The organism is Natronomonas sp. CBA1123 (assembly GCF_009741925.1).
Taxonomy (GTDB): domain Archaea; phylum Halobacteriota; class Halobacteria; order Halobacteriales; family Haloarculaceae; genus Natronomonas.
In genome coordinates this window covers 83,789-105,322 of record NZ_WPCC01000004.1, presented here as the reverse complement: position 1 = coordinate 105,322, position 21,534 = coordinate 83,789, and the positions used below count along the sequence as shown (strand labels likewise).

Below are 21,534 nucleotides of genomic sequence, written 5' to 3'. Positions count from 1 at the left end.
TTGGAACGGTTGTCGTCCAGTAACCACCGGCAGTAAACGGGACGCCGTCAGTCGTCGGCGGGCGCGGCGTCGGTGCCCGTCTCGGCCGACGCCGAAATCGTCGCGCCGCTCGATTCGAGGGCCTCGACGATGAGTTCCGCCACGTCGACGATTTCGATGTCGTCCTCGAAGCCGCCGGTCTTGCGACCGTCCTCGTACATCGTCATACACATCGGGCAGGCGACGACGAACTTCTCGATGGCCTCGCCGGCCTCGGTGTCGTTCAGCGCCTCCCGGAGGCGTTCCTCGCTGGGTTTGGTCTCCTCTTCGAGGTCCATCCAGAGACCGCCGCCGCCGCCACCGCAGCAGAAGGAGTTCTCGCGGTTGCGCGGCATCTCGTGGAGGTCACACCCGGTCGCACGGACGAGTTCACGCGGCGCCTCGTACTCGTCGTTGAACCGGCCGAGGTGACAGGGGTCGTGATAGGTGACCGTGTAGTCGAGTTCGGTTCCGGAGAGGCCGAGGACGTTCGAATCGACCAGCTCCTCGACGGCCTGGGTCCAGTGATACACGTCGATGTCGCCGTCGGCGTTCCAGTAGCCTTCGATGGCGAACTCCATCATCGGGTCGTCGGCGAACTCCTCGAAGTCGACCTCGGGGTACTCGTTTTTGAACGTGTTGTAGGAGTGGGGGTCCGTACAGACGATGGTGTCGTAATCGCACTCCTGGAAGGTGTCGACGAGCGTGCCGGCCTGCTCGACGAAGAGGAACTCCTCGCCGATGCGGCGGATGTCGTTGCCGTCGTACACCTCGTCCTCGTAGAGGATACCCACGTCCACGTCGGCGTGTTCGAAGATTTTCGCCAGCGAGCGAGCGACTTTCTTGTTGCGCTCGTCGTAGGAGGGATAGTCGCCGACGTACCAGAGGTAGTCGACCGATTCCTCGCGGGCGTCCGTGACCTCGAAGTCGAGTTCGTCGGCCCAGTCGCCGCGGTCCGAGGGCGAGTCGCCGAAGGTGTTGCCCTTCGTCATCACGTTCTGGAAGACGTCCTGAATCTGGGGGCGAACGTCGCCCTGGTCGACGAGTTGGCGGTTCAGCCGGGTGAAGGACTTGAGGTGCTCGATTTCGACCGGACAGGCGTCCATGCAGGCCATACAGGCCATACAGGACTCCATCGTCTCGGTGTCGATGACGCCGCCGTCGGCGATGATTTCCTCGGTGTCGCCGCCGGCGTCCAGCGACTCCCGATACTCCTTGAGGTCGAGAATCACGTCGCGGGGGTCCAGCGGCCGGCCGGAGGCTTTAGCCGGACAGACGGACGAACAGCGACCGCACTTCGTACAGGCGTCCTGGTCGAGCATCTCCTTCCACGTGAAGTCGTCCATGGACTCGGCGTTGGTCGCATCGAGGTCCGAGGGCACGCCCGGCAGTCGCGCGCCGGCCTTCTCGTCGCGGGCGACGATGTTGGCGAACGACGAAATCATGTGGAACGGTTTGGCGTACGGAATCGCCGCGAGGAAGACGAACGCGAGGAGGGTGTGGGACCACCACGCGACGGGGTAGACGGTCCGGACCATCGCCGCGTCCATCCCGATGCCCTGCAGGCCCAGCGCCGTCGCCCAGCCGACGAAACTCACCGTCTCGTGGGCGGGGAAACCGTTTCCGAGGATGCGGAGCCCCTCGAGCAGGAACCCGCCGACGCCGATGAGGAACAGCGACCACACGAGGAAGGCGTCCTCCCAGTTGGTGTGTTTGCCCCACAGGCGGTCGTTTCGGGTGACGTAGCGCCGCCACAGCGCGATGGCGAGGCCGACGACGAACAGCAGACCGAGCGCGTCGGTCACGAGCGAGTAGGAGAGATAGAAGTCACCGACGAAGAAGGAATCACCGACGACGATGCGGTAGAAGTCGATGTCGATGAAGAGGATGGTCGTCGCGATGAGCAGCGTCAGAAAGCCCCAGAGGATGAAGGCGTGCATGAGGCCGCCGACCAAATCGCGGTTGAACTGTTTCTCGTTCGATGCGACGATTTTCGCCGCGCTGACGACCCGTCCGGGCAGGTCGTCGAGCCGGTCGAACCAGTCCTCGGTGCCTTCGGCGTATCGCGCGAAGCGCTGATAGACGCCGATGGCGAGGACGAGTACCGTCAACGTGGCGAGGAAGTAGAAGACCGCCTTCTGGACCGGACCGATGAGCCAGTAGGTCTCCCGTGTGACCTCACTTCCCGCCTGAAGCGCCATGGACATACGGCAATAGGCAGGGGCGTATCCGCTTAAGTTTTGTTACACGGAACCGCCGTAGGGCGCTGTTGTGGCAAAATTTGGCTTTCCATCGGCCGTTCAGACGACTGTCACGACGGCGGCGAGAAGGAAGCCACCGGCGACGACGAGCGCCGGCCCGTCGAGCCACGTGAACCGAAGCGCGGGCAGTGTCGGGTTCCACGCGAAACAGCGGGCTTGCAGAGCGTCGGCGAACCGCTCGGAGCGGTCGAAGGCGCCGTCGAGCGCCGACAGCAACACCGACGCGATGCGCTCGTGGACGGGGCGTTCGGTCCCGAGACGCGCACGCTGGGCGTCGCGAATCCGGGCGAGGTCGGCCTGCAGGACGGGCAAGAACCGGAAGACGAAGGCGACGCTCATCCCGAGGAACTGTCCGGTTCGGCCGGGGACGTGTCGCTGGACGACCGCGCGAGACTCCCGAACGGGCGTCGTCCGGACGTAGGCGGCGCTGACGGCCAACACCAACAGGATACGGTAGGCCGCGAGTGCCGGCGCGACTGCGTCGGCGACGACGACCCACGGGGACCCAAGCGTCAGCGCCTCGACGGCCGGCGCGGCCGCCAACAGCGGGAGGACGTACTTCAACTCCGCGAGGGCGGTCCACGGCGGCGTCGCGGCGACGGCGAGCATGCCGACCGTCACGGCAGTCAGCACGGCCAGACCGCGAGGCGTCGTGTAGGCGAAGGCGACCGCGACGAAGCCGATTTGGACGGCGAGTTTCGAGCGCGGGTCGAGACGGTGGGCGAGCGAGTCGCCGGGTTCGTAACTCAGCACGGTCGCACGTCGAATTGGGCGAGTCGGTCACGGGCCGTCTCCGGGTCGGCATCCAAGGCGACGGTCCCCGACGAGAGCGCGACGACACGGTCGGCCCGCCCGAGTACGTCCCGAAGGTCGTGGGTGACGACGACGATGCTCGTCCCCGCCGCCGAGAGCGAATCGAGGTGTTCGAGGACGGCCCGTCGTGCCGGCCAGTCCAGCCCCGCGAACGGTTCGTCCAACACGAGGTGGTCGGGGTTCATCGCCAGCGCCCCAGCGATGGCGACGCGGGCCTGTTCGCCCCCGGAGAGGCGGTCGAGGCGCTCGTCGGCCCGGTCGGCCATGTCGACCGCCGAGAGAGCAGTCTCGACCCGCTCGTCGATATCCGACCGCGAAAGACCGAGGTTCTCGGGGCCGAAGGCCACGTCCGCGCCGACGGTGGCGGCGACGAAACAGTCCCGGGGATTCTGAAACACCATGCCGACGGCCGTCCGGGCGGCGACGAGGTCCTCGTCGACCGGTCGACCGTTGACGAACACCTCGCCGTCGTCCGGTTCCAACAGGCCGTTGAAGTGTCGGACCAGCGTGGTCTTTCCGGAACCGTTGGCGCCCGCGAGGACGAGGAACTCGCCGTCGTCGACGGTCAGCGACACGCCGTCGAGGGCCGTCGTCTCCCCGTAGCGGTGAACGAGACCCTCAGTCCGAATCATGCGGTGTTGAGGCGGTCGCTGTGGACGATGCCGACGGCGGCAGCGATTTTTACGGCCTCGGCCGGGAGGAACAGCAGTCCGGCGTTGACGATGGCCGTCGTCCACGTCACGTCGAGGTAGTACCAGTAGACGGGGATGCCGAAGGCGTAGACGACCGGGACCGCGAGTGCCATCCCGACGATGAGACGGCCGACCGAGACGGATTTCGGAGCATCCGGTTCGAAACCGCCGTGGATGACGGCCCCGACGAGGAAGGCAGCGAAGGGGTACGACACCAGATACCCGCCGGTCGCACCGAAGAACGAACCCAACCCGGCGGACCCACTGGAGAACACCGGCACGCCCAGCGCGCCCGCGAGCAGGTAGACGACCATCGCCGCGCCCCCCCACACGGGTCCGAGGAAGATGGCGGCGAGGAAGACGCCGAGTACCTGCAGCGTCACCGGAACACTCGGAACCAGCGGATTCGGGAAGGAAACGTAGGCGAATGCGCCCATCAACGCCGCGAACAGGGCGACGCGGGCGACGTTCAGCGTCATCTCCGAGCCGACGAGGTCGACATCGGTTGTCGATGTGTTAGCCATACTCCCTGCGAGTTCGTCAACCCTCTTTTGTGTATCGGTCGACGGCGCGTTCGGGAACAGGCTTATGTGCACAGCCCCGCTTAATACGTAGTCGAGATGGACGAAAAAACCGAGGAGCTACGGGATATCTTCGTCGATATTGCCGACGAGGACACCGTCACCGAGCGGCAGTCCGAGTCCCGTGGCTCGCTCACCGGCGAGACGTCAACCGAGGGCCTCGCCGCCATCGTCGCCGAGATGCGGGAAGTCTGTGGGTTCGACACGTCGCTGGACGACGAGGCGCTCGTGGCGGTCATAGAGCGGTTCTACGCCGGGGACTCCGATGGGGACATCGCTGAGGTGCTGGATGTAGACCAGCGGACAGTGGTCCGTGCCCGCCTCGATTTACACCTCCTCCGGGAGGACGACACCGACGCGCCGTTCGACTTCGAGCGGTTCCGCGAACTCCTCGCCGAGGACCGAACGACGGGCGACATCGCCGAGACACTCGGCGTCTCCGAGTCGACAGTCCGGCGGTATCGGCACGTCGTGGAAGCACAGGACGAACATCGACGCGTCAGCGGCCGGTTCCGCAGCGAGTTCGAGGACCTCGTCGCCACGGCGGACCTGAGCCAACAGCTCACGACCGACGTACAGGACGACGGCCTCGAAGAGGCGACCGAGGGCATGGAGACCAACGTACAGTTCTGAGGACAGCCCTCACCGACACGATGCTCGCGACGGAGTCGGTCCGTCGGCTTTCCGTGAGACGAAGATAGAAACGCCGCCCCGGCGAAGGCCGTCCAATGTGCGAACGGTTCGTCGCCGAGAGTTTTCACTACAGCGGATGGGCCGAACGGGCGGCGTCGATGCTCGAAGCCCGCGGGAGCGTCGGATAGTCGCCACGCCTGCGTCGTCAGGTCGAAGCGCTGAATACGCGTCGGGGAAATGTTGAGACGAATGCTGCCGCCCTCGTGGAAGCGTGACATCGCGAGCGGGCTCATCGTACTGGTGCCGTTGCTCGTGACGGCGTACGTCGTCGCCTTCATCTACCAATCGATAGCCAATCTGCCGCTGTTGGAGCAAGCGCTCGCGAACCAGCCCGTCGTGGTCCGCGTTATCGTCACGCTGGTGCTGTTCGCGCTGTTGGTTCTCTCGGTCGGCTATCTGATGCGAACGACCGTCGGCGACCTCCTCGAACAGTCACTCGACAACGTGATGAACCGCCTGCCGGGGCTGCGGGTCGTGTACAACGCCTCGAAGATGGCCGTCGAAACCGCCGTCTCCGGCCCCGAGGACCTCCAGACGCCGGTGAAGCTCGAAACGTGGAACGGGATGCGGATGACCGCCTTCAAAACCGGCAAGACGACCGACGACGGCAAGGACGTGCTGTTTCTGCCGACCGCACCGAACATCACGACGGGGTTCGTCGTCGAGGTCGAACCGGACCGCTACGAGGAGGTCGACGAGAAGGTCGAAGACGCCCTGACGCGCATCCTCAGCGCCGGCTTCGGCGAGAACCGAGAGCAGAGCATCCAAATCGACGTGACCGAGGAGTCGCCGGCCCCTCGGGCCGACGACGAGGCCGCCGACGACTGATTAGCCGGTGAGAATCGCCCGCAACGCGAACAGCGCGTTCTCCTTGCGCTCCATCAGCCGCCGATAGAAGTACGACAGCCAGCGGTCGCCGTAGGGAGCGTACTGGTAGACGGTGACGCCCTCTGCGGCCAACTCTCGTTGGGCGTCCTCGCGGACGCCCATCAGCATCTGGACCTCATACGGCGTGCCGTACTCCGCGTGGAGGTCGGCGGCGTGGGCTATCATCTCGGGGTCGTGGCTCCCGACGGCGACGCCGCGGTCGAACTCCTGGAACGCCAACTCGAGGTACTCCCGATAGGCCTCGTTCACTCGCGGTTTGTCCGTGTAGGCGATTTCCGGCGGTTCGTCGTAGGCGCCTTTCACCAGCCGTATCTTCCCCGGTACGTCGGCGAGACGCTCGATATCGGCGGCCGTCCGCTTGAGGTTCGCCTGCAGACACAGTCCCATACGCGGATACGTTTCGGCCTGTGCGACGAAGGCCTCGAGCGTCGCGTCGGTAGTCGTGTGGTCCTCCATGTCCATCCAGACGAAGGCGTTGGCGGCGGCGGCCGCTTCGACGATGCGCTCGAGATTCTCACGGAAGATGCCGGAATGGATGTCGAGGCCGAGTTGGGAGGGTTTCACCGAGATACAGGCGTCGAGGTCGCTATCGCCGAGTTCCCCGAGCAGTTGGCAGTAGGCGTCGGTGTCGGCGTCGGCGGGCGGCCGCGTGTCGTAGTGTTCCCCCAGCAGGTTGAGTATCGCGCCGATTCCGTCGTCGTTGAGTCGGCGCGCGTGGTCCATCGCGGTCGCGGGCGACTCGCCGGCGACGAACCGCCGGGCGATTGGCGGTAGCATACGTTCGAGTACTCCCGCCCGCCTCAAGAGGGTACCCCCGCGAGCGGAATCCCCCGGTCTTATACTCGTGCCGAGTGGAGGCCGGATATGGTAGTCGAGACTCTCGTCGTCGCCGTGTGGGCGATGCTGCCCGCCTACATCCCGAACAACGTCGCCGTGTTGGCCGGCGGGGGACGGCCCATCGACGGCGGCCGTCGACTCGACGACGGCAAACGGATTCTCGGCGACGGGAAGACGTGGCGCGGGACCGCCTTCGGGACTGCCGCGGGTATCGTCGTCGCACTCCTGCTCAACGCGCTGAACGGCGTCGCCAGCCTCGGCCTCCCCGTGTTCCCCCTCCTCGCTGCCTTCGGCCTCGCCTTCGGCGCGATGCTCGGTGACATCCTTGCCTCCTTCGCCAAGCGCCGGACCGGCCGGGAACGCGGCGCCGTCTTCCCCGTCGTCGACCAACTCGACTTCGTCGTGGTCGCCCTGCTGTTGACCGCCATCCTCTCGTTTGGCTGGTTCCGCGAGACGTTCACCCTCCCGGTCATCGTCGCCGTCATCGTACTCACGCCCATCCTCCACGTCGGCACGAACGCCATCGCCTACGCGTTCGGCCTGAAGGACGAACCGTGGTAATCACCCCGGATTTATCACCGTCGGTCGTGTGAATCAACCACATGGACCCTGACGCCCTCCAGGAAGAAGTCGACGAGTGGGTCCGGGAAGGAATCATCGACGAATCCCAGGCCGAGGCGATACTGGCCCGCTACGAGGACGAATCGGCCGGACGCTCGCGGGTCGTCGTCGCACTGTCGCTCGTCGGCGCCGCCCTCGTGTTCGCCGGTGTCGTCCTGTTTCTCGCGACGAACTGGGAGGACCTGCCGCGTGCGGCGCGGATGGCGGTTCTCGTCGCCGGGCCGGCGCTTGCGTACGTGTCGGGTATCGTCGCCTACGACCGGTCGGTCCCGCGAATCGGCCAAGCACTCTGTGTCCTCGGGGCTGTGTTGGTCGGGCCGTCGCTGTTCCTCTTCGACGACCTGTTGATCCTCGGTATTGGGTCGGAGTGGTTGCTGTTCGGGTGGACCGTCGCCATCCTGCCGACCGCCCACGCGCTGGGGTCCCGGGTCGCCGCGGGCATCGGCCTCGCCGTCGTTCTCGCGTTGGTGCTCACGCTGTCGTCGCCGGACGACCCCGCGCCTGCGGTCGGATTGCTCGGCGTCGCGCTGTTCGCACTCGGTCACACACGCGAGGGGGCGGTCCAGTGGACCTACCGCGTCGGCGGCGTCGCCTTCGCTCTCGGAACGCTGGTCGTGATGACCACCCTCGAAGGGCAGTTCGAACTGTACGCCTTCGGCCCGCCAGCGGTCGTTGGCGGCACAGCCGTCGGTGCACTCCTCGGCGTCGGGTGGCTGTTTGCCGCCGGCAACCGGGACGCCGGCGGCTGGGCCGGCTTCGCCGTCGTCGCCCTCGCTGTCGTGACGGCGCTGGCGACTGCGGCCCCCGACACCGTCCCCGGGTTGGTCGCCTTCCTCGGGGTACACGCCGCTGCGGTAGCCGGCCTCGCCACGACCGGCTATCTCGGGTATCGCCGCCGCTCGCGGGCCTACATCGACCTCGCCGTAATCGGGGCGCTGTTGCAGTCGCTGTCGTTCGTCGAGGCGACGGTCGTCGACGCGCTGTCGGGGTCGGTCGCGCTCGTCGTCGCCGGCCTGCTGCTTTTGGCCGCCGGCGTCGCCTTAGAGCGGGGCCGGCGCTCGCTGCTGTCCAGAATCTAGACCGGCGGCGGGGCTTATGTGGACGGGCACGCACCGTGTGGTATGTTCTTGGCCGCGGGACTCCTCGCAATCGTCGGTCTCGTCGCAGTGAGTGCCTTCTTTTCGTCGAGCGAAATCTCGTTGTTCTCACTTGAGGAACACCGACTCGGAACGCTCGCGACGGAACCGGGCGGCGACGTGCTGGTCGCGCTCAGGGAGGACCCCCACAGACTGCTCGTCACGATTCTCGTCGGCAACAACGTCGTCAACGTGGCCATCGCCTCGCTGACGACGGCGCTGTTCGTCGACCGCTTCCCTGGCGGCCTCGGCGTCGTCCTCGCGACGCTGTTCGCCAGTACGGTCGTCCTCGTCTTCGGCGAAATCGTCCCGAAATCCTACGGCGTCGGGAACCCCGAATCCGTCGCGCTCCGCGTCGCTCGCCCGGTCAAGGTGGTTCAGACGGCGCTGTACCCAGTCGTGGTGGTCTTCGAGTCGATTACCGACGCCATCAACCGCGTCACCGGCGGCGGCCGCGACATCGAACGGCCCTACGTCACCCGCGAGGAAATCGTCGCGTTAGTCGAAACCGCCGAGCGACTCGGCATCGTCGGGGTCGACGAACAGGCGATGATAGAGCGAATCTTCCGGTTCAACACGACGACCGTCGGGAACGTGATGGTCCCACGGGTCGACGTTGTCGCCGTCGACGCCGCCACGAGCGTCGAAGACGCCATCGACGCGTGTCGCTCGGAGCGGGTCACTCGCCTCCCGGTGTACGAGGGCGACTTCGACCGCGTTCTCGGCTACGTCGACATCCGTGACCTCGTCGACGCGCCGGCCGACGCCTCGCTTCAGTCGCTGACCAACCCCGCACTCCACGTCTTCGAAGGGCGGGAAATCGACGAGGTGTTGGCCGAACTGCAGGCGAGTCGAACCGAGTTAGCCATCGTCTACGACGAGTTCGGTTCCGTCGAAGGCCTTCTCACCGTCGAGGACATCGTCGAGGAAATCGTCGGCGAGATATTCGACATCGGTGAAGAGGCGGCGGTCGTCCGACTTTCGCCGACGACAGCGACCGTCCGCGGGACGGCCTCGACCGAGGCTATCAACGGCGAAATCGGGACGCACTTACCGGAAGCCGGCGAGACGGTCGCCGGCCTACTCGCCGAGCGGTTGGGCCGGCCGGCGGAACCGGGCGACGTACTCGACGTAGCCGACGCCCGACTCACGGTTCGGAGCGTCGATGACAACCGCGTTCGACGCGTCCACGTCGAACACGAGCCGGAGGCGTCGCTGGACGGGAAATAAAAGGAAGAAGCGTTCGGAAGGCGGTGCGGATGGGCTCTTGGGCATCCGCGCGCCGAAGGCGCGCGGTTCTCCCGAACGAGGCCGAAGGCCGAGTTCGGGTAGCGACGAGTGACCGGAGGGAACGAGTCGCTATGTTTCACGGCGCCGGAGGCACCGTTCAACAGTCCGAGGCGGCTTCGCCGCCTCGCTATTTTTCCCCAAGTTTTTGCCTGGGTCGCGGGCAGAGCCCGCGACCTTATACCGTGGCGGCGAAGCCGCCACGCTGACCGAGCGGCCCGGAGGGCCGCGAGGGAAGTGCAAAAAGTGGGTTTACATCATGCCGCCCATGCCGCCGCCCATACCGCCCATGCCGCCCATGCCGCCGCCCATGCCGCCGCCGGGGCCGCCGGGCATCTCGTCGTCGTCGCCGTCGTCGCTGGAGCCACCCTTGAGGTCGCCCGCGGCGATGACGTCGTCGATTCGGAGAATCATCACGGCCGCCTCGGTGGCGGACTCGATGGCCTGGGTCTTGACTCGGAGCGGCTCGACGACGCCCTCGTCTTCCATGTCGATGACCTCGCCCGTGTAGGCGTCGAGGCCGGCGGCGTCGGCGCCGTCGGCGTGCTGGCTGCGGAGGTCCACGAGGGAGTCGATGGGGTCGAGGCCGGCGTTCTCGGCGAGCGTGCGCGGAATCACGTCGACGGCGTCTGCGAAGGCCTCGACGGCGAGCTGCTCGCGGCCGCGACGGAGTCGGCGTAGTCACGCAGGCCGAGGGCCAGCGCGATTTCGGGGGCACCGCCGCCGGGGAGGACCTTGCCCTCCTCCAGCGTGGTGCGGACGACACCGAGGGAGTCCTCGATGGCGCGTTCGATCTCGTCGACGACGTGCTCGGTGCCGCCGCGGAGGATGAGCGTGACCGCTTTGGCCTCCTCGACGTCCTCGACGAAGATTTTCTCGTCGCCAGCGATGTCCTTCTGGGCGACGCTGCCGGCGAAGCCGAGGTCGTCCTCGGTGATGTCGTCGATGTTGGAGATGACACGGCCGCCCGTCGCGCGGGCCAGCGCCTTCATGTCGGACTTCTTCGCACGGCGGACGGCGATGATGCCCTCCTGTGCGAGGTAGTGCTGGGCCATGTCGTCGATGCCCTTCTGACAGAAGACGACGTCGGCGCCGACTTCCTTCAGCTGGTCGACCATCTGGCGGAGTTGCTGTTCCTCCTGGTCGAGGAACTGCTGGAGCTGGTCGGGGTCGGTGACGTTGACCTCGGCGTCGATTTCGGTCTCCTTGACCTCGATGGGCGTCGACAGCAGCGCGATGTTGGCGTCCTCGGCGAAGTACGGCATGTTGTCGTGGACGCGCTCTTTGCCCACGATGACGCCCTCGACGAGTTCGGACTCGTCGACGGCACCGCCGACGACCTTCTCGACTTTGATGTTGTCCGTGTCGATGTCGTCGCCGTCGGCGACGGCCTGCACCGCGTCGACGACGAGTTCGGCCAACAGGTCCTTCGAGGCTTCGGCGCCCTTGCCGGTCATCGCGGTCGCGGCGATGGACTCCAGAACCTCGCTGTCGTCGGCGTCGACGTCGATGGCGATGTCCTCGAGGATTTCCTTGGCCTCGGCGGCGGCCTGTCGGTACCCCTGTGCGAGGATGGTCGCGTGGATGTCCTGGTCCAGCAGGTCCTCGGCCTTCGAGAGGAGTTCACCGGCGATGACGACGCTCGTGGTCGTACCGTCGCCGACTTCCTCTTCCTGCGTCTCGGCGACTTCGACGATCATGTTGGCCGCCGGGTGCTCGATGTCCATCTCTTTGAGGATGGTGACGCCGTCGTTCGTGACGACGACGTTGCCCGTCGAGTCGACGAGCATCTTGTCCATCCCTTTCGGGCCGAGTGTGGTGCGTACCGACTCGGCGACCGCCTTCCCGGCGGTGATGTTCATCGACTGTGCGTCCTTTCCGGAGGTTCGCTGGCTCTCCTCGGAAAGAACTATCATCGGCTGGTTGCCCATCTGTTGTGCCATAGTCGTCCGAATGATTGTCTGTGGTTCTATATAAAGGTTGCTGAAACGGAGGCGGAAAACCCCCGTACGGGGGGCGGACGGGTGTGTGAACAGGTGTCGGGAAATGTTTATATATGGCTTCGAAGCGGTTCCACGCGGCGTGCCGCTGTCCGACGGTTTATCACGCGCCCGCGAGTGTGGCAGTGTATGGCAACCAAGACAGCGGCTTACGACTACGTCGTCGTCGGCGCCGGGTCGGCCGGCTGTGTCCTCGCGTCGCGTCTCAGCGAAGACCCGGACACCTCCGTCCTCCTGTTGGAGGCCGGCGAACCCGACGAGAAACGCGAGATTCACATCCCGGCGGCGTTCCCGGAACTGTTCAAAAGCGACGTCGACTGGGAGTACTACACCGAACCCCAATCCGGTCTGGCCGACCGAGAGTTGTACTGGCCGCGCGGGAAGACCCTCGGCGGGTCCAGTTCCATCAACGCGATGATTTACATCCGGGGCCACCCCGACGACTACGACGAGTGGGCCGACCGCGGCAACGACGGGTGGGCCTACGAGGACGTCCTTCCTTACTTCAAGCGCAACGAGACGTTCGAACCCGGCGACGGCGACTACCACGGCACCGACGGCCCGCTGAACGTCTCGAACCCCCAGTCGCCGAACGACCTCTCTCGGACGTTCGTCGACGCCGCGACCGATGTCGGCCACCCGCGGAACGCCGACTTCAACGGTCCCCGACAGGAGGGCGTCGGCCTCTATCACCTCACCCAGAAGAAGGGCAAACGCCACAGCGCCGCGGCCGCCTACCTGACGCCGCATCTCGACCGGCCGAACCTCACCGTCGAGACCGGCGCCCACGCCACCGAAATCGCCTTCGACGGCGACCGCGCCTCGGGCGTCGAGTACGAACAGGACGGCACGCGCCTCCGGGCCGAAGCCGTCGAGGAGGTGCTCGTCTCCGGCGGCGCCATCAACTCCCCGCAACTGCTCATGCTGTCGGGACTCGGCGACCCAGAACATCTCGCCGACCACGGTATCGAGGTGCAGGCCGAACTGCCCGGCGTCGGTCGAAACCTTCAGGACCACCTCTTTGCCTTCACCGTCTACGAGTGTACCGAACCCGGAACACTCGACGACGCCGGACGAATCCGGGACCTCGCGAAGTACTTCCTGTTGAAGCGAGGGCATCTCACCTCCAACGTCGGCGAAGCGGGCGGCTTCATCAGGACCGACGACGCCCTCGAAGCCCCCGACCTCCAGTTCCACTTCGCGCCCGGCTACTTCATGGAACACGGCTTCGAGAACCCCGAAGAAGGCCACGGCCTCTCGGTCGGTGCGACACAGCTCCGCCCGGAGAGTCGCGGGTCGATTTCGCTGGCCTCCGACGACCCCTTCGCCGACCCCGTCATCGACCCGAACTACCTCGACGACGACCGGGACATGGAGGTGTTAGTCGAGGGCATCCGTCGGGCCCGCGAAATCCTGCAGGCAGAGCCCTTCGACGACGTTCGCGGCGAGGAAATCTGGCCCGGCGAGGAAGCGACCACCGACGCCGAACTGCGCGAACACGTCCGTGAGACGGCCCACACGGTGTATCACCCGGTCGGCACCTGCAAGATGGGCGACGGCGATGACGCGGTCGTCGACGAGGAACTCCGCGTCCACGGCGTCGAGGGACTCCGAGTCGTCGACGCCTCGGTGATGCCAACGCTCGTCGGCGGCAACACCAACGCACCTACGATGATGATAGCGGAGAAAGCGGTAAATATGATTCGCTCGAAATAAATCGAGGGACCGACTCAGCCCGTAAACTGGTGGTACTCGATGTCGTTGGACTTCATCTCGTTGTGACGCCGTTCGAGGAAGGAGTAGACGGCGCCGTGAGGCGCGCCGTCGAGAATCATCTCGGCGGCGCTGCGGACGGCGTCGACCTGCTGGGGTTTGCCGATGATACCCAGCGTCGACCCGTAGATGACCACGTCCGCGCCGGAGAGTTCCGCCATGAGTTCTCGGGTCCGGCCGCCCTCGCCGATGAGTCGGCCCTTCTTCCGACGGAGGTCCTTCTTGTTCCGGGTGGCGGCCTCGATGTCGATGAGTTCGAACAACTGCATGTCGTCGTCCAGCAGGCGCATCGCGTCCTCGGGGGCGAACCCGCGGCCGATGGCCTTGACGATGTCCGGGCCCTTCAGGCCGAGTATCGGGTCGCCGACGGTCTCGACTTTCACCGACCCCGTCTCGGAGTCGATGTCCAGACGGACCTCGGCTTGGGACTCGATTTCCCGCATGGTCGCACCCCCTTCGCCGATGAGAACGCCGATTCGGTCCTCCGGAATCCTGACGTGTTTCATACCCCCGATTAGGGTGGCGGTTTTTAAGCGTTCGCCGGTTCGGACGTTGTCGCATCACACGGGGGTTGCAGGAAACTGTTTTACTATCGTGTTCGGTAATGGACATCGTGGTGGACTGGTTGATATCACCGGTGTACATCGCCGATTTCCTCGCGGTCGGGATGGGGGCCCTGTTGGGGCATCAACTCTCGGCGCGGCGCGAACGACACCTACAGGCCGAGCGCGAACGGGACGACCGGCAGCGACTTCGCGACTCCATCGCCGGCGAGCTCGGGGGAATCAGCGAGAACATCGGCAACTGGGAGGGGGAAGTACCGCCGACGATAGCCTTTCCGACCGGCAGCTACGAGTCCGGCGTTTCGAGCGGGACGTTCTCGCTGCTCTCCGAGGACCTCCAGCGGGAACTCAACGCGGTGTACGACGACATCGAGCGCATCAGCACACAGCAGCGATTCCTCAGAGAGCAGCTGATAGCGACCGACCGCGCCGACATCGACCGAAGCCGCGTCGGGAACTTCCGCAACGAGATTCAGTCGCTCGAAGCGCGCATCGACGAGGTGGTCGAGCGCCTATGAGCGACATACTGGTCGAATACCGTATCGGGGACGACGACGCGAACATTCACCGAATCGGCGAGAAAATCGCGAAATCACAGTCGCTCGGCAACTACCGCTGGGGGTTCGGTGACAAAGTCGACGGCGACTACGAGGCGAGCGTCACGAGATACGGCGACCGGACCGTCGAGGTGGCCTTCCCGGTCGAAAACATCACTGCGAGCACGTCACAGCTCCTCAACTACATCGGGGGAGACCTCTTCGACGCCGGCTACGTCTCCGAAATAAAAATCACTGGCATCGATTTCCCGCCGGAGTTCGTAAAGCGGTTCCCCGGACCCCAGTACGGCATCGAAACCCTCAGAGAACGTGCCGGCGTCGACGACCGCCCGATGCTCGGGCTCATCCTCAAACCGGCCGGACTGACGCCCGAACGGATGCACGACATCGCCGTGAAGGCGGGCGTCAACGGCGTCGACGTCGTCAAAGAGGACATCAAGTTCGTCTCGCCGGCGTACTGTCCACTGGAGGACCGCATCCGAGCCATCGTCTCCGCGCTCCGCGAAATCGAATCCGAAACCGGACGACGCCCGCTGTACGTCCTCAACGTCACCGGCGAAACCCAGCGATTCAAACGCCTCACGACCGGCCCAGACCCCGAAATCGACCTCTCGGACGTGAAGGAGTCGATAGTCCTGATGCAGTCGCCGGTTTCCTCGGGGTTCGACCACATGGAGCGAATCGCCGACGACGACGAGTTCCAGTATCCGATTCACGCACACTGGGCCGGCCACGGCGTCTACACACAGACGAATCACGGCATCGCGCTGGACGTCCTCGAGAAACTCTTCCGACTCAGCGGCGCCGACTCCGCCCACACCGGCAACGTCGCCGGCGACCACTCCCGCTCTCGGAGCCACATCTACACCTGCAAGAGCGTCCTTCGCGGCAATCGGCGGCGGTTGGGAAGCGAGTTCAAACGGACGCTCCCCGTCGTCTCCCACCAGGTCAGCCCCGAGAACATCCACCGGAACATGCAAATCGGGACGGGGAGTGTCGACGAACCCGACTACGACACGGAGCAGTTGTTCGTCGTCGGGTCGGCCATCTACTCGTATCCGAGCGACGACCTGCTCTCGTCCGTCGCCGGCGGGGTACGCGCCTGTCGGGAGGCCATCGACGCGACACTCGCGGGAATCACCGACGACGACGTTCACCGCGTCGTCAGCGACCAGTCGGGGCAATACGAGGCCATGCAGACGTGGCTCGACGAGAACGCCTGACCGACCGAACCGGACACCCAAGTGGGTGCTCCGCGTAGCGCCGGCGATGAGTTTCGGACGAATGGGTATCAGAGGGGTCGCCAACCGAACCGTCACGGCCGAGCGCGTCTTCGAACTCGCACGCGCTGCGACGGCCTACTGGGAGGCCGACCGCGTCGCCATCGGCCGTGACACCCGGACGACCGGCGAGATGTTCGACCACGTCGCGACCGCCGGCGCCGAAAACGTCGGGGCGACCGTCGACCGTCTCGGGGTCGTCCCCACGCCGGCGTTACAGCACTACGTCGAAACGCGGTCGATACCGGGCCTCCAGATTACGGCCTCGCACAACCCACCCGACCACAACGGCGTGAAACTTGTCGGCCGCGATGGCTCCGTTCTCGAACCGACAGCAGTCGAGGCGGTCGCGTCGCTGGCCGAAGAGAGCGTCTCGGCGGCGGCCCCCGAGTCGACCGGGCAGTCACGGACCGTCGAGAGTGCCGCCGACGAGTACGTCGAAAGCGTCGTCGAGTCGGTCGACCGCGAGACGATACGCGAGGCCGCACCGACCGTCGTCGTCGACCCCGGAAACGGCGCCGGTGCGCTCACCTCGCCGGCGCTGTTCCGGCGTCTCGGCTGTCAGGTGGAGACGCTCAACGCCCAACCCGACGGGGCCTTTCCCGGCCGCGACCCCGAACCGGTCGAAGACGAGTTGACGGAGTTGCTGTCGTTCGTCGCCTCCTCCGACGCCGACCTCGGTATCGCCCACGACGGCGACGCCGACCGCGTGGTGTTCGTCGACGAATCAGGAGCGTTCGTCGACGGCAACGCGGCGTTTGCGGCACTCGCCGCCGCGGAGCTGGACGAGGGAGAGACGGTCGTGACCACGTGTAACGCATCTCTGCGACTCCGCGATGTCGCCGAGGCCGCAGGTGGCACCGTCGAGTACACCCCCATCGGCAACACCTACGTACTCAGTCGCACGCGGGAACTCCGGGAGGCGGGCGTCTCGGTCCCGATAGCCGGCGAGGGCAACGGCGGTATCGTGTACCCGGCCCATCGGTTGGGCCGCGACGGCGGCTACGTGGCGGCCCGGTTCCTCGAGTTGCTCGCCGACCGCCCGGCGAGTGCCCTCCTCGAACCGCACCGGGGGTACAGTTTCGAACGCGAGAACGTCCCCTACGACGGCGAGAGCGAGCGGGCGGCCATCATGGAGCGAGCAGAGGCGTGGGCTGCGAGTGCCAACGGCGAAGAGACGACGCTGGACGGCTACCGCGTCGACTTCGAAGAATCGTGGGCGCTCGTCCGTCCGAGCGGGACCGAACCGTACGTCCGCGTCTACGCCGAAGCGAAGACGCCACAGGAGGCTGCCGAACTGGCGAACTCGGTCCGGCGACGGGTCGAAGAGTAACCACCGCCGCTCAGAGGTCGAGTTCGAACTCGTATTCGTCGTGGAGTTCGCCGGCGATTTCACCCTTCGCTTCGGCGCCGCGGCGGAAGCCCGACGCTTCGAAGAACCCGATGCCGACCGAATTCTCGGCGAGGACGGAACACGCGATGCGGTCGACGCCCTGTTCGGTCGCCCACCGACGGATGCGGTCGAGCAGCGCTGCCCCGACGCCCTCTCCCCAGCGGTCGGGATGGACGTAGATGGTGTGTAACTCCACCTCGTCGGCCCACGTCTGTTCGGCGCTGGCGAAGCCGATTACGCTCCCCTCGTCTCCGCTTTCGGCAACGAAGAAGGCGATGTCGTCGTGTTCGACGCCCGCCTCGATGAGTTCGGTGTCGTAGTACTCCCCGAGGGCACCCTCGACCGTCGAGGGGTCGAGGACGCCGCCGTAGGCCGCGTACCACGAGTCCCTCGCGACCTCGCGGATGGCCGCCACGTCGTCGGCCGTCGCCTCGCGTATCTCGACGCTCATACCGACTCCGTCACGTCGAGGAACTCGACGGTGTCGCTTTCGGTGTCGACGGCAGCCACCGTACGGTGCTCGTCGGGAACCGTCGGGAACTGTGCACCGGGGTTGATGACCGTCGTGTCATTGACGGACCGTTCCTCGCGGACGTGCCAGTGGCCGTGACAGACGTAATCGTACGCTCCCGACGACGCCAGCGCCTCGATGACCGGTCGCTGTTCGCCGTGGAGGACGGCGAACCTCCGACCATCGAACTCCAGTTCCGCGAAGCACCGTGTAGCGTGCCGCCGTCGAGGCTCTCGAAGGCGTCGACGAGCCCCTCGCGTTCGCCGTCGTTGTTGCCGCGGACGGCGTGGACTGCGATGCCCTCGCGGTCGAGGTGCGGAATCAGCGGCGGGGCGACGAAGTCACCGCAGTGAATCACTGCCTCGACGCCGCGCTCGACGAAGGCGTCCATCGCGGCGTCGGCCGCCGGGACGTTGTCGTGGGTATCGGAAATGATGCCGACGTACATGAGTGACCGTTCGTCGCACGCCGAAAAGAAGCCACCGGGGACCTGGAGTGCCTCGACTGTCGAACCACGACCGCGACGACCGGTGACGCTTTCCGTCGGGGCGGCGTACCCCGGGACGAATGACAGAGGAGTACGGCCTGTTAGAGCCCGAGGAGTCCGAGGGGCTCGGCGACGAGTGGGAAGAACTCGACGTGTCGGACACGGAAGCCGACCGTACCGCCAGAAAGCAGGACCGTGAGTTCCTCGAGTTCCGGAAACGCATCAAGAACACCGAACAGTTCAAAGTCGAGGCGTCGGTGTTCGACGACGCCACGTTCGGTGCGCTGTACAAACTGGTTCAGGACGGCTACATCGACGCCTTCGGCGGCCCCATCTCGACCGGCAAGGAGGCCAACGTCTACACCGCCCTCGGGCCGGACGGCGAGGTGGCGGTGAAGGTTTACCGCATCAACGCCTCCGATTTCCGGCAGATGCGGGACTACCTCGACGGCGACCCCCGCTTCGAGGGCATCGGCTCCGACAAGAAGAAAGTCGTCGTCGCCTGGACCAAAAAGGAGTACGCGAACCTCATGCGCGCACGCAAGGCGGGCGTCCGCGTGCCCGAACCGCTGGCCGTCGAGCGAAACGTCCTCGTGATGGAGTACCTCGGCGGCGAGAACGACCGCGCCAAACGTCTCAACGAGGTCCACGTCGAGAATCCACAGACGGCCTACGAAGTCGTTCGGGAGTACACCCGACGGCTGTATCGTGCGGGGCTCGTCCACGGCGACCTCTCGGAGTACAACATCGTCGTCCACGACGGCGAGTTGTGCCTGCTCGATTTGGGCCAGGCGGTCACCGTTCACCACCCCAACGCCCGGGAGTTCCTCGAACGGGACTGCCACAACGTCGCCGCGTTCTTCCGCCGACAGGGACTGGAGGTGGGCGACGACGACTTACTGGAGTACGTCACCGAGGCCGAACCGGAGCCGGGCGGCGGCGGCGAGTAGAGTCCGCTTCGACGGGCATCACTCGTAGGCGTGGCGACGGAGCGTCTCCAAATCAACCGTATCCAACACCGCCTCGTTCGTCGCTTCCAACACGACCGGTGGCACCGTTGTCTCGGGGATGTGTCGCTTTCGAACCGCCTGTAGCGTCTCGACCCACCGGGGGACACAGACACACCAGCGGTCCCCCGGCGAGAGTCCCGGGAAGTCGAGTTCCGGTCGCGGCGTTACGAGGTCGTTTCCCTGCTCGCGGCTGAATTCGAGGAAATCCTCGGTCATGACCGCACACAGTTCGTGACGACCCATATCGGCGTCGTGGCACGAACAGCGCCCGTCCCGCTGGAACCCCGTTTCGGGGTCGGTGCTACACGGTTCGAGCGGCTCACCGAGGACGTTCAGTTCGGGCATACCGACAGAACGTGCGCCGGCGACAAAAGTTCCCTCGGCGAAGAGAGCGCAGTCAGACGCTGTCGGTGATGTGGCCTTCCTCGCGCAGTTGGTCGGCGTCCTGTTTCTCGTAGCGCCACACCACGTCGGCCTTCTCGTCCTGCCAGTCCCACGGTTCGACCAACACCACGTCGTCTTCGCGAATCCAGATGCGCTTCTGCATCCGGCCGGGGATGCGTGCGGTCCGCTCTTTGCCGTCCATACAGCGAACTTTCACCCGGTTGGCCCCGAGCATGTTCGTGACGACGGCGAACACCTCGTCGTCGTCGGGCATCCTGAGGTTCTTGCGTCCCTCGTTGTCGCTCATACCCGTCGGTTGGATAGGGAGCCCTTTAATTCTTTCAAGCAGAGCGCTTTCCAGTTCGGTCCGCGCGCCAACCGCTACCGAACCACGAAATCGCCATTATCCGGCAATAATTGCCACATCATCGACACCGTCACCGTTCCCCACATAACACCGCGCCCTCCCAATCGTGGCCCGTTAATATACCGTGGCAAGGATTAAATCGGTGGAGGGGTAGTGTTCGCGCGTTATGAGCAAATCCGCAGACGCGGAGCAGGAGGCGGAGTCGATGCGTGCCGTGGTCTTCCAGGAGCCACAGGAGCCGATGGAAGTAGAGGAGGTCGACCGACCGGAACCCGACCCGGACGGCATCGTCGTGGAGACGGAGGCCTGCGGCGTCTGCCGCTCCGACTGGCACGCCTGGCAGGGCGACTGGGACTGGGTCGGCGTCATGCCGACGCCCGGCCTCATTTTCGGCCACGAACCCGTCGGCATCGTCAAGGACGTCGGCGAAGACGTCGAGAACTTCAGCGAGGGCGACCGCGTCTGTGTCCCGTTCAACCTCTCCGATGGCACCTGCCGGTTCTGCAAGCAGGGCCGGGCGAACATCTGTGAGCGAGTCATCCCGCTCGGGTTCGTCTCCTTCCAGCCGGGCGCCTTCGCCGAGGAGTTCCCGGTTCGGAACGCCGACCACAACGTCATCAAACTCCCCGACGGCGTCGACCCCGTCGAGGTCGCCGGCCTCGGCTGTCGGTTCGCGACGGCGTTCCACGGACTCGTCCACCGCGTCGACGTGACCGCCGGCGACTGGGTCGCCGTCCACGGCTGTGGCGGCGTCGGGCTCTCCGCGGTCCACATCGCCGACGCCCTCGGTGCGAACGTCATCGCCGTCGACCTCTCGGAAGACAAACTGCTGAAAGCCGAGGAACTCGGCGCCGACGCCACCATCGACGTGACCGAAGTACAGGACGTTCCCCAAGCCGTCAAAGGCGAGACCCCGAAGAGCCGCGGCGCCGACGTCAGCGTCGACGCCCTCGGCATCGCCGAGACCTGCCGCAACTCCGTGAACTCGCTGGCGAAGGGCGGTCAGAACCTCCAGATTGGCCTCACCACGAGCGAGGAGGAAGGCGAAGTGTCGCTCCCCGTCGACAGCATCGTGATGGACGAACGGGAGTTCATCGGCTCCTTCGGCATGCCGCCCCACGAGTACGAGGAAATCTTCTCGATGATGGAGCAGGGTAAAATCGACCCCGGCAAAATCGTCTCGAAGACCATCTCGCTGGAGGAGGTCCCCGACACCATCGCCTCGATGGGCGACTTCGATACGGTCGGCATCCCCGTCTGCAACGAGTTCTAACCGCATCCGCCGTTCCGTTTTTGAGTGTGCTTACGACGAGTCGGAGCGTCGCTAAGATACGACTACTTCTCGGTCGCCGGTCGTAGGGAGCGGATTACCAACCCCACTG

At 65.6% G+C, this 21,534-nt stretch carries 20 protein-coding genes and 2 pseudogenes; 11 read left to right on the top strand and 11 right to left on the bottom strand.

Going from position 1 to position 21,534, the window contains the following annotated elements; translation table 11 throughout:
• Positions 1-47: 47 nt before the first annotated feature.
• The 4 genes from GJ631_RS03705 to GJ631_RS03690 form a co-directional block, all read right to left on the bottom strand.
• Positions 48-2,219: a heterodisulfide reductase-related iron-sulfur binding cluster gene (locus tag GJ631_RS03705; RefSeq protein ID WP_156707880.1), complete on the bottom strand. Its 2,172-nt coding sequence runs from the start codon at positions 2,217-2,219 to the stop codon at positions 48-50.
• 99 nt (positions 2,220-2,318) lie between these two features.
• Positions 2,319-3,032, bottom strand: a complete 714-nt coding sequence (locus GJ631_RS03700; protein WP_370518547.1) for an energy-coupling factor transporter transmembrane protein EcfT — start codon at positions 3,030-3,032, stop codon at positions 2,319-2,321.
• Positions 3,026-3,724, bottom strand: coding sequence for an energy-coupling factor ABC transporter ATP-binding protein (locus GJ631_RS03695; RefSeq protein ID WP_156707849.1), 699 nt, complete (start codon positions 3,722-3,724; stop codon positions 3,026-3,028). Before GJ631_RS03695 ends, GJ631_RS03700 begins: the two co-directional genes overlap by 7 nt.
• The gene (locus tag GJ631_RS03690; protein ID WP_156707848.1) at positions 3,721-4,308 is read right to left on the bottom strand and encodes a biotin transporter BioY; all 588 of its coding nucleotides are present in this window, start codon (positions 4,306-4,308) and stop codon (positions 3,721-3,723) included. Before GJ631_RS03690 ends, GJ631_RS03695 begins: the two co-directional genes overlap by 4 nt.
• Positions 4,309-4,404: 96 nt before the next feature.
• Between GJ631_RS03690 and GJ631_RS03685 the strand changes: the two genes are divergently transcribed.
• Together GJ631_RS03685 and GJ631_RS03680 are read left to right on the top strand one after the other, a co-directional pair.
• Positions 4,405-4,998: a conditioned medium-induced protein 4 gene (locus GJ631_RS03685; RefSeq protein WP_156707847.1), complete on the top strand. Its 594-nt coding sequence runs from the start codon at positions 4,405-4,407 to the stop codon at positions 4,996-4,998.
• Between the two features lie 249 nt (positions 4,999-5,247).
• Positions 5,248-5,886 (top strand): DUF502 domain-containing protein, encoded by a 639-nt coding sequence (locus GJ631_RS03680; RefSeq protein WP_156707846.1) that lies wholly within the window; start codon positions 5,248-5,250, stop codon positions 5,884-5,886.
• Here the strand turns inward: GJ631_RS03680 and GJ631_RS03675 are convergent, their stop codons facing one another.
• Complete coding sequence (locus GJ631_RS03675) at positions 5,887-6,723, bottom strand: proline dehydrogenase family protein (RefSeq protein ID WP_156707845.1); 837 nt, start codon at positions 6,721-6,723, stop codon at positions 5,887-5,889.
• Positions 6,724-6,810: 87 nt separating this feature from the next.
• Between GJ631_RS03675 and GJ631_RS03670 the strand changes: the two genes are divergently transcribed.
• The 3 genes from GJ631_RS03670 to GJ631_RS03660 are packed head-to-tail and all read left to right on the top strand — an operon-like array spanning position 6,811 to position 9,770.
• Positions 6,811-7,344, top strand: coding sequence for a CDP-2,3-bis-(O-geranylgeranyl)-sn-glycerol synthase (locus GJ631_RS03670; protein ID WP_156707844.1), 534 nt, complete (start codon positions 6,811-6,813; stop codon positions 7,342-7,344).
• Between the two features lie 41 nt (positions 7,345-7,385).
• Entirely contained in the window at positions 7,386-8,483 is a 1,098-nt protein-coding gene (locus tag GJ631_RS03665) for a DUF2157 domain-containing protein (protein WP_156707843.1), read from the top strand.
• A gap of 42 nt (positions 8,484-8,525) precedes the next feature.
• On the top strand, positions 8,526-9,770 hold the full coding sequence (locus GJ631_RS03660; RefSeq protein ID WP_156707842.1) for a hemolysin family protein: 1,245 nt from the start codon (positions 8,526-8,528) through the stop codon (positions 9,768-9,770).
• Positions 9,771-10,079: 309 nt separating this feature from the next.
• Here the strand turns inward: GJ631_RS03660 and thsA are convergent.
• Positions 10,080-11,758, bottom strand: a pseudogene (gene thsA, locus GJ631_RS03655) (thermosome subunit alpha).
• 198 nt (positions 11,759-11,956) lie between these two features.
• Between thsA and GJ631_RS03650 the strand changes: the two are divergent.
• A complete protein-coding gene (locus tag GJ631_RS03650) occupies positions 11,957-13,543 on the top strand; it encodes a GMC family oxidoreductase (RefSeq protein WP_156707841.1) in 1,587 nt (528 codons plus the stop codon).
• A gap of 14 nt (positions 13,544-13,557) precedes the next feature.
• Here GJ631_RS03650 and GJ631_RS03645 read toward each other — a convergent pair whose 3' ends face one another.
• Complete coding sequence (locus GJ631_RS03645) at positions 13,558-14,106, bottom strand: pre-rRNA-processing protein PNO1 (RefSeq protein ID WP_156707840.1); 549 nt, start codon at positions 14,104-14,106, stop codon at positions 13,558-13,560.
• 98 nt (positions 14,107-14,204) lie between these two features.
• Between GJ631_RS03645 and GJ631_RS18450 the strand changes: the two genes are divergently transcribed.
• Genes GJ631_RS18450 through glmM form a run of 3 tightly spaced genes read left to right on the top strand, consistent with a single transcriptional unit; the run spans position 14,205 to position 17,333 of the window.
• The gene (locus GJ631_RS18450) at positions 14,205-14,681 is read left to right on the top strand and encodes a hypothetical protein (protein ID WP_197424810.1); all 477 of its coding nucleotides are present in this window, start codon (positions 14,205-14,207) and stop codon (positions 14,679-14,681) included.
• Positions 14,678-15,943, top strand: a complete 1,266-nt coding sequence (locus GJ631_RS03640) for a RuBisCO large subunit C-terminal-like domain-containing protein (RefSeq protein ID WP_197424808.1) — start codon at positions 14,678-14,680, stop codon at positions 15,941-15,943. The genes GJ631_RS18450 and GJ631_RS03640 overlap by 4 nt, the downstream gene beginning before the upstream one ends.
• 46 nt (positions 15,944-15,989) lie before the next feature.
• A complete protein-coding gene (gene glmM, locus GJ631_RS03635) occupies positions 15,990-17,333 on the top strand; it encodes a phosphoglucosamine mutase (RefSeq protein ID WP_156707838.1) in 1,344 nt (447 codons plus the stop codon).
• Positions 17,334-17,343: 10 nt separating this feature from the next.
• Here glmM and GJ631_RS03630 read toward each other — a convergent pair whose 3' ends face one another.
• Together GJ631_RS03630 and GJ631_RS19415 are read right to left on the bottom strand one after the other, a co-directional pair.
• Positions 17,344-17,844 (bottom strand): GNAT family N-acetyltransferase, encoded by a 501-nt coding sequence (locus tag GJ631_RS03630; RefSeq protein ID WP_156707837.1) that lies wholly within the window; start codon positions 17,842-17,844, stop codon positions 17,344-17,346.
• Positions 17,841-18,352: pseudogene (locus GJ631_RS19415) on the bottom strand (metallophosphoesterase). Before GJ631_RS19415 ends, GJ631_RS03630 begins: the two are co-directional and overlap by 4 nt.
• A 119-nt stretch (positions 18,353-18,471) precedes the next feature.
• Between GJ631_RS19415 and rio1 the strand changes: the two are divergent.
• Positions 18,472-19,341 (top strand): serine/threonine-protein kinase Rio1, encoded by an 870-nt coding sequence (rio1, locus tag GJ631_RS03620; protein ID WP_156707836.1) that lies wholly within the window; start codon positions 18,472-18,474, stop codon positions 19,339-19,341.
• Between the two features lie 18 nt (positions 19,342-19,359).
• Here rio1 and GJ631_RS03615 read toward each other — a convergent pair whose 3' ends face one another.
• Both GJ631_RS03615 and eif1A read right to left on the bottom strand, forming a co-directional pair.
• Positions 19,360-19,746: a DUF2237 family protein gene (locus GJ631_RS03615; protein WP_156707835.1), complete on the bottom strand. Its 387-nt coding sequence runs from the start codon at positions 19,744-19,746 to the stop codon at positions 19,360-19,362.
• A 52-nt stretch (positions 19,747-19,798) separates the two neighbouring features.
• On the bottom strand, positions 19,799-20,092 hold the full coding sequence (gene eif1A / locus GJ631_RS03610) for a translation initiation factor eIF-1A (RefSeq protein ID WP_156707834.1): 294 nt from the start codon (positions 20,090-20,092) through the stop codon (positions 19,799-19,801).
• A gap of 265 nt (positions 20,093-20,357) precedes the next feature.
• Here eif1A and GJ631_RS03605 point away from each other — a divergent pair, with 265 nt between their 5' ends.
• Positions 20,358-21,425: a zinc-dependent alcohol dehydrogenase family protein gene (locus GJ631_RS03605; RefSeq protein WP_156707878.1), complete on the top strand. Its 1,068-nt coding sequence runs from the start codon at positions 20,358-20,360 to the stop codon at positions 21,423-21,425.
• Positions 21,426-21,534: the final 109 nt, after the last annotated feature.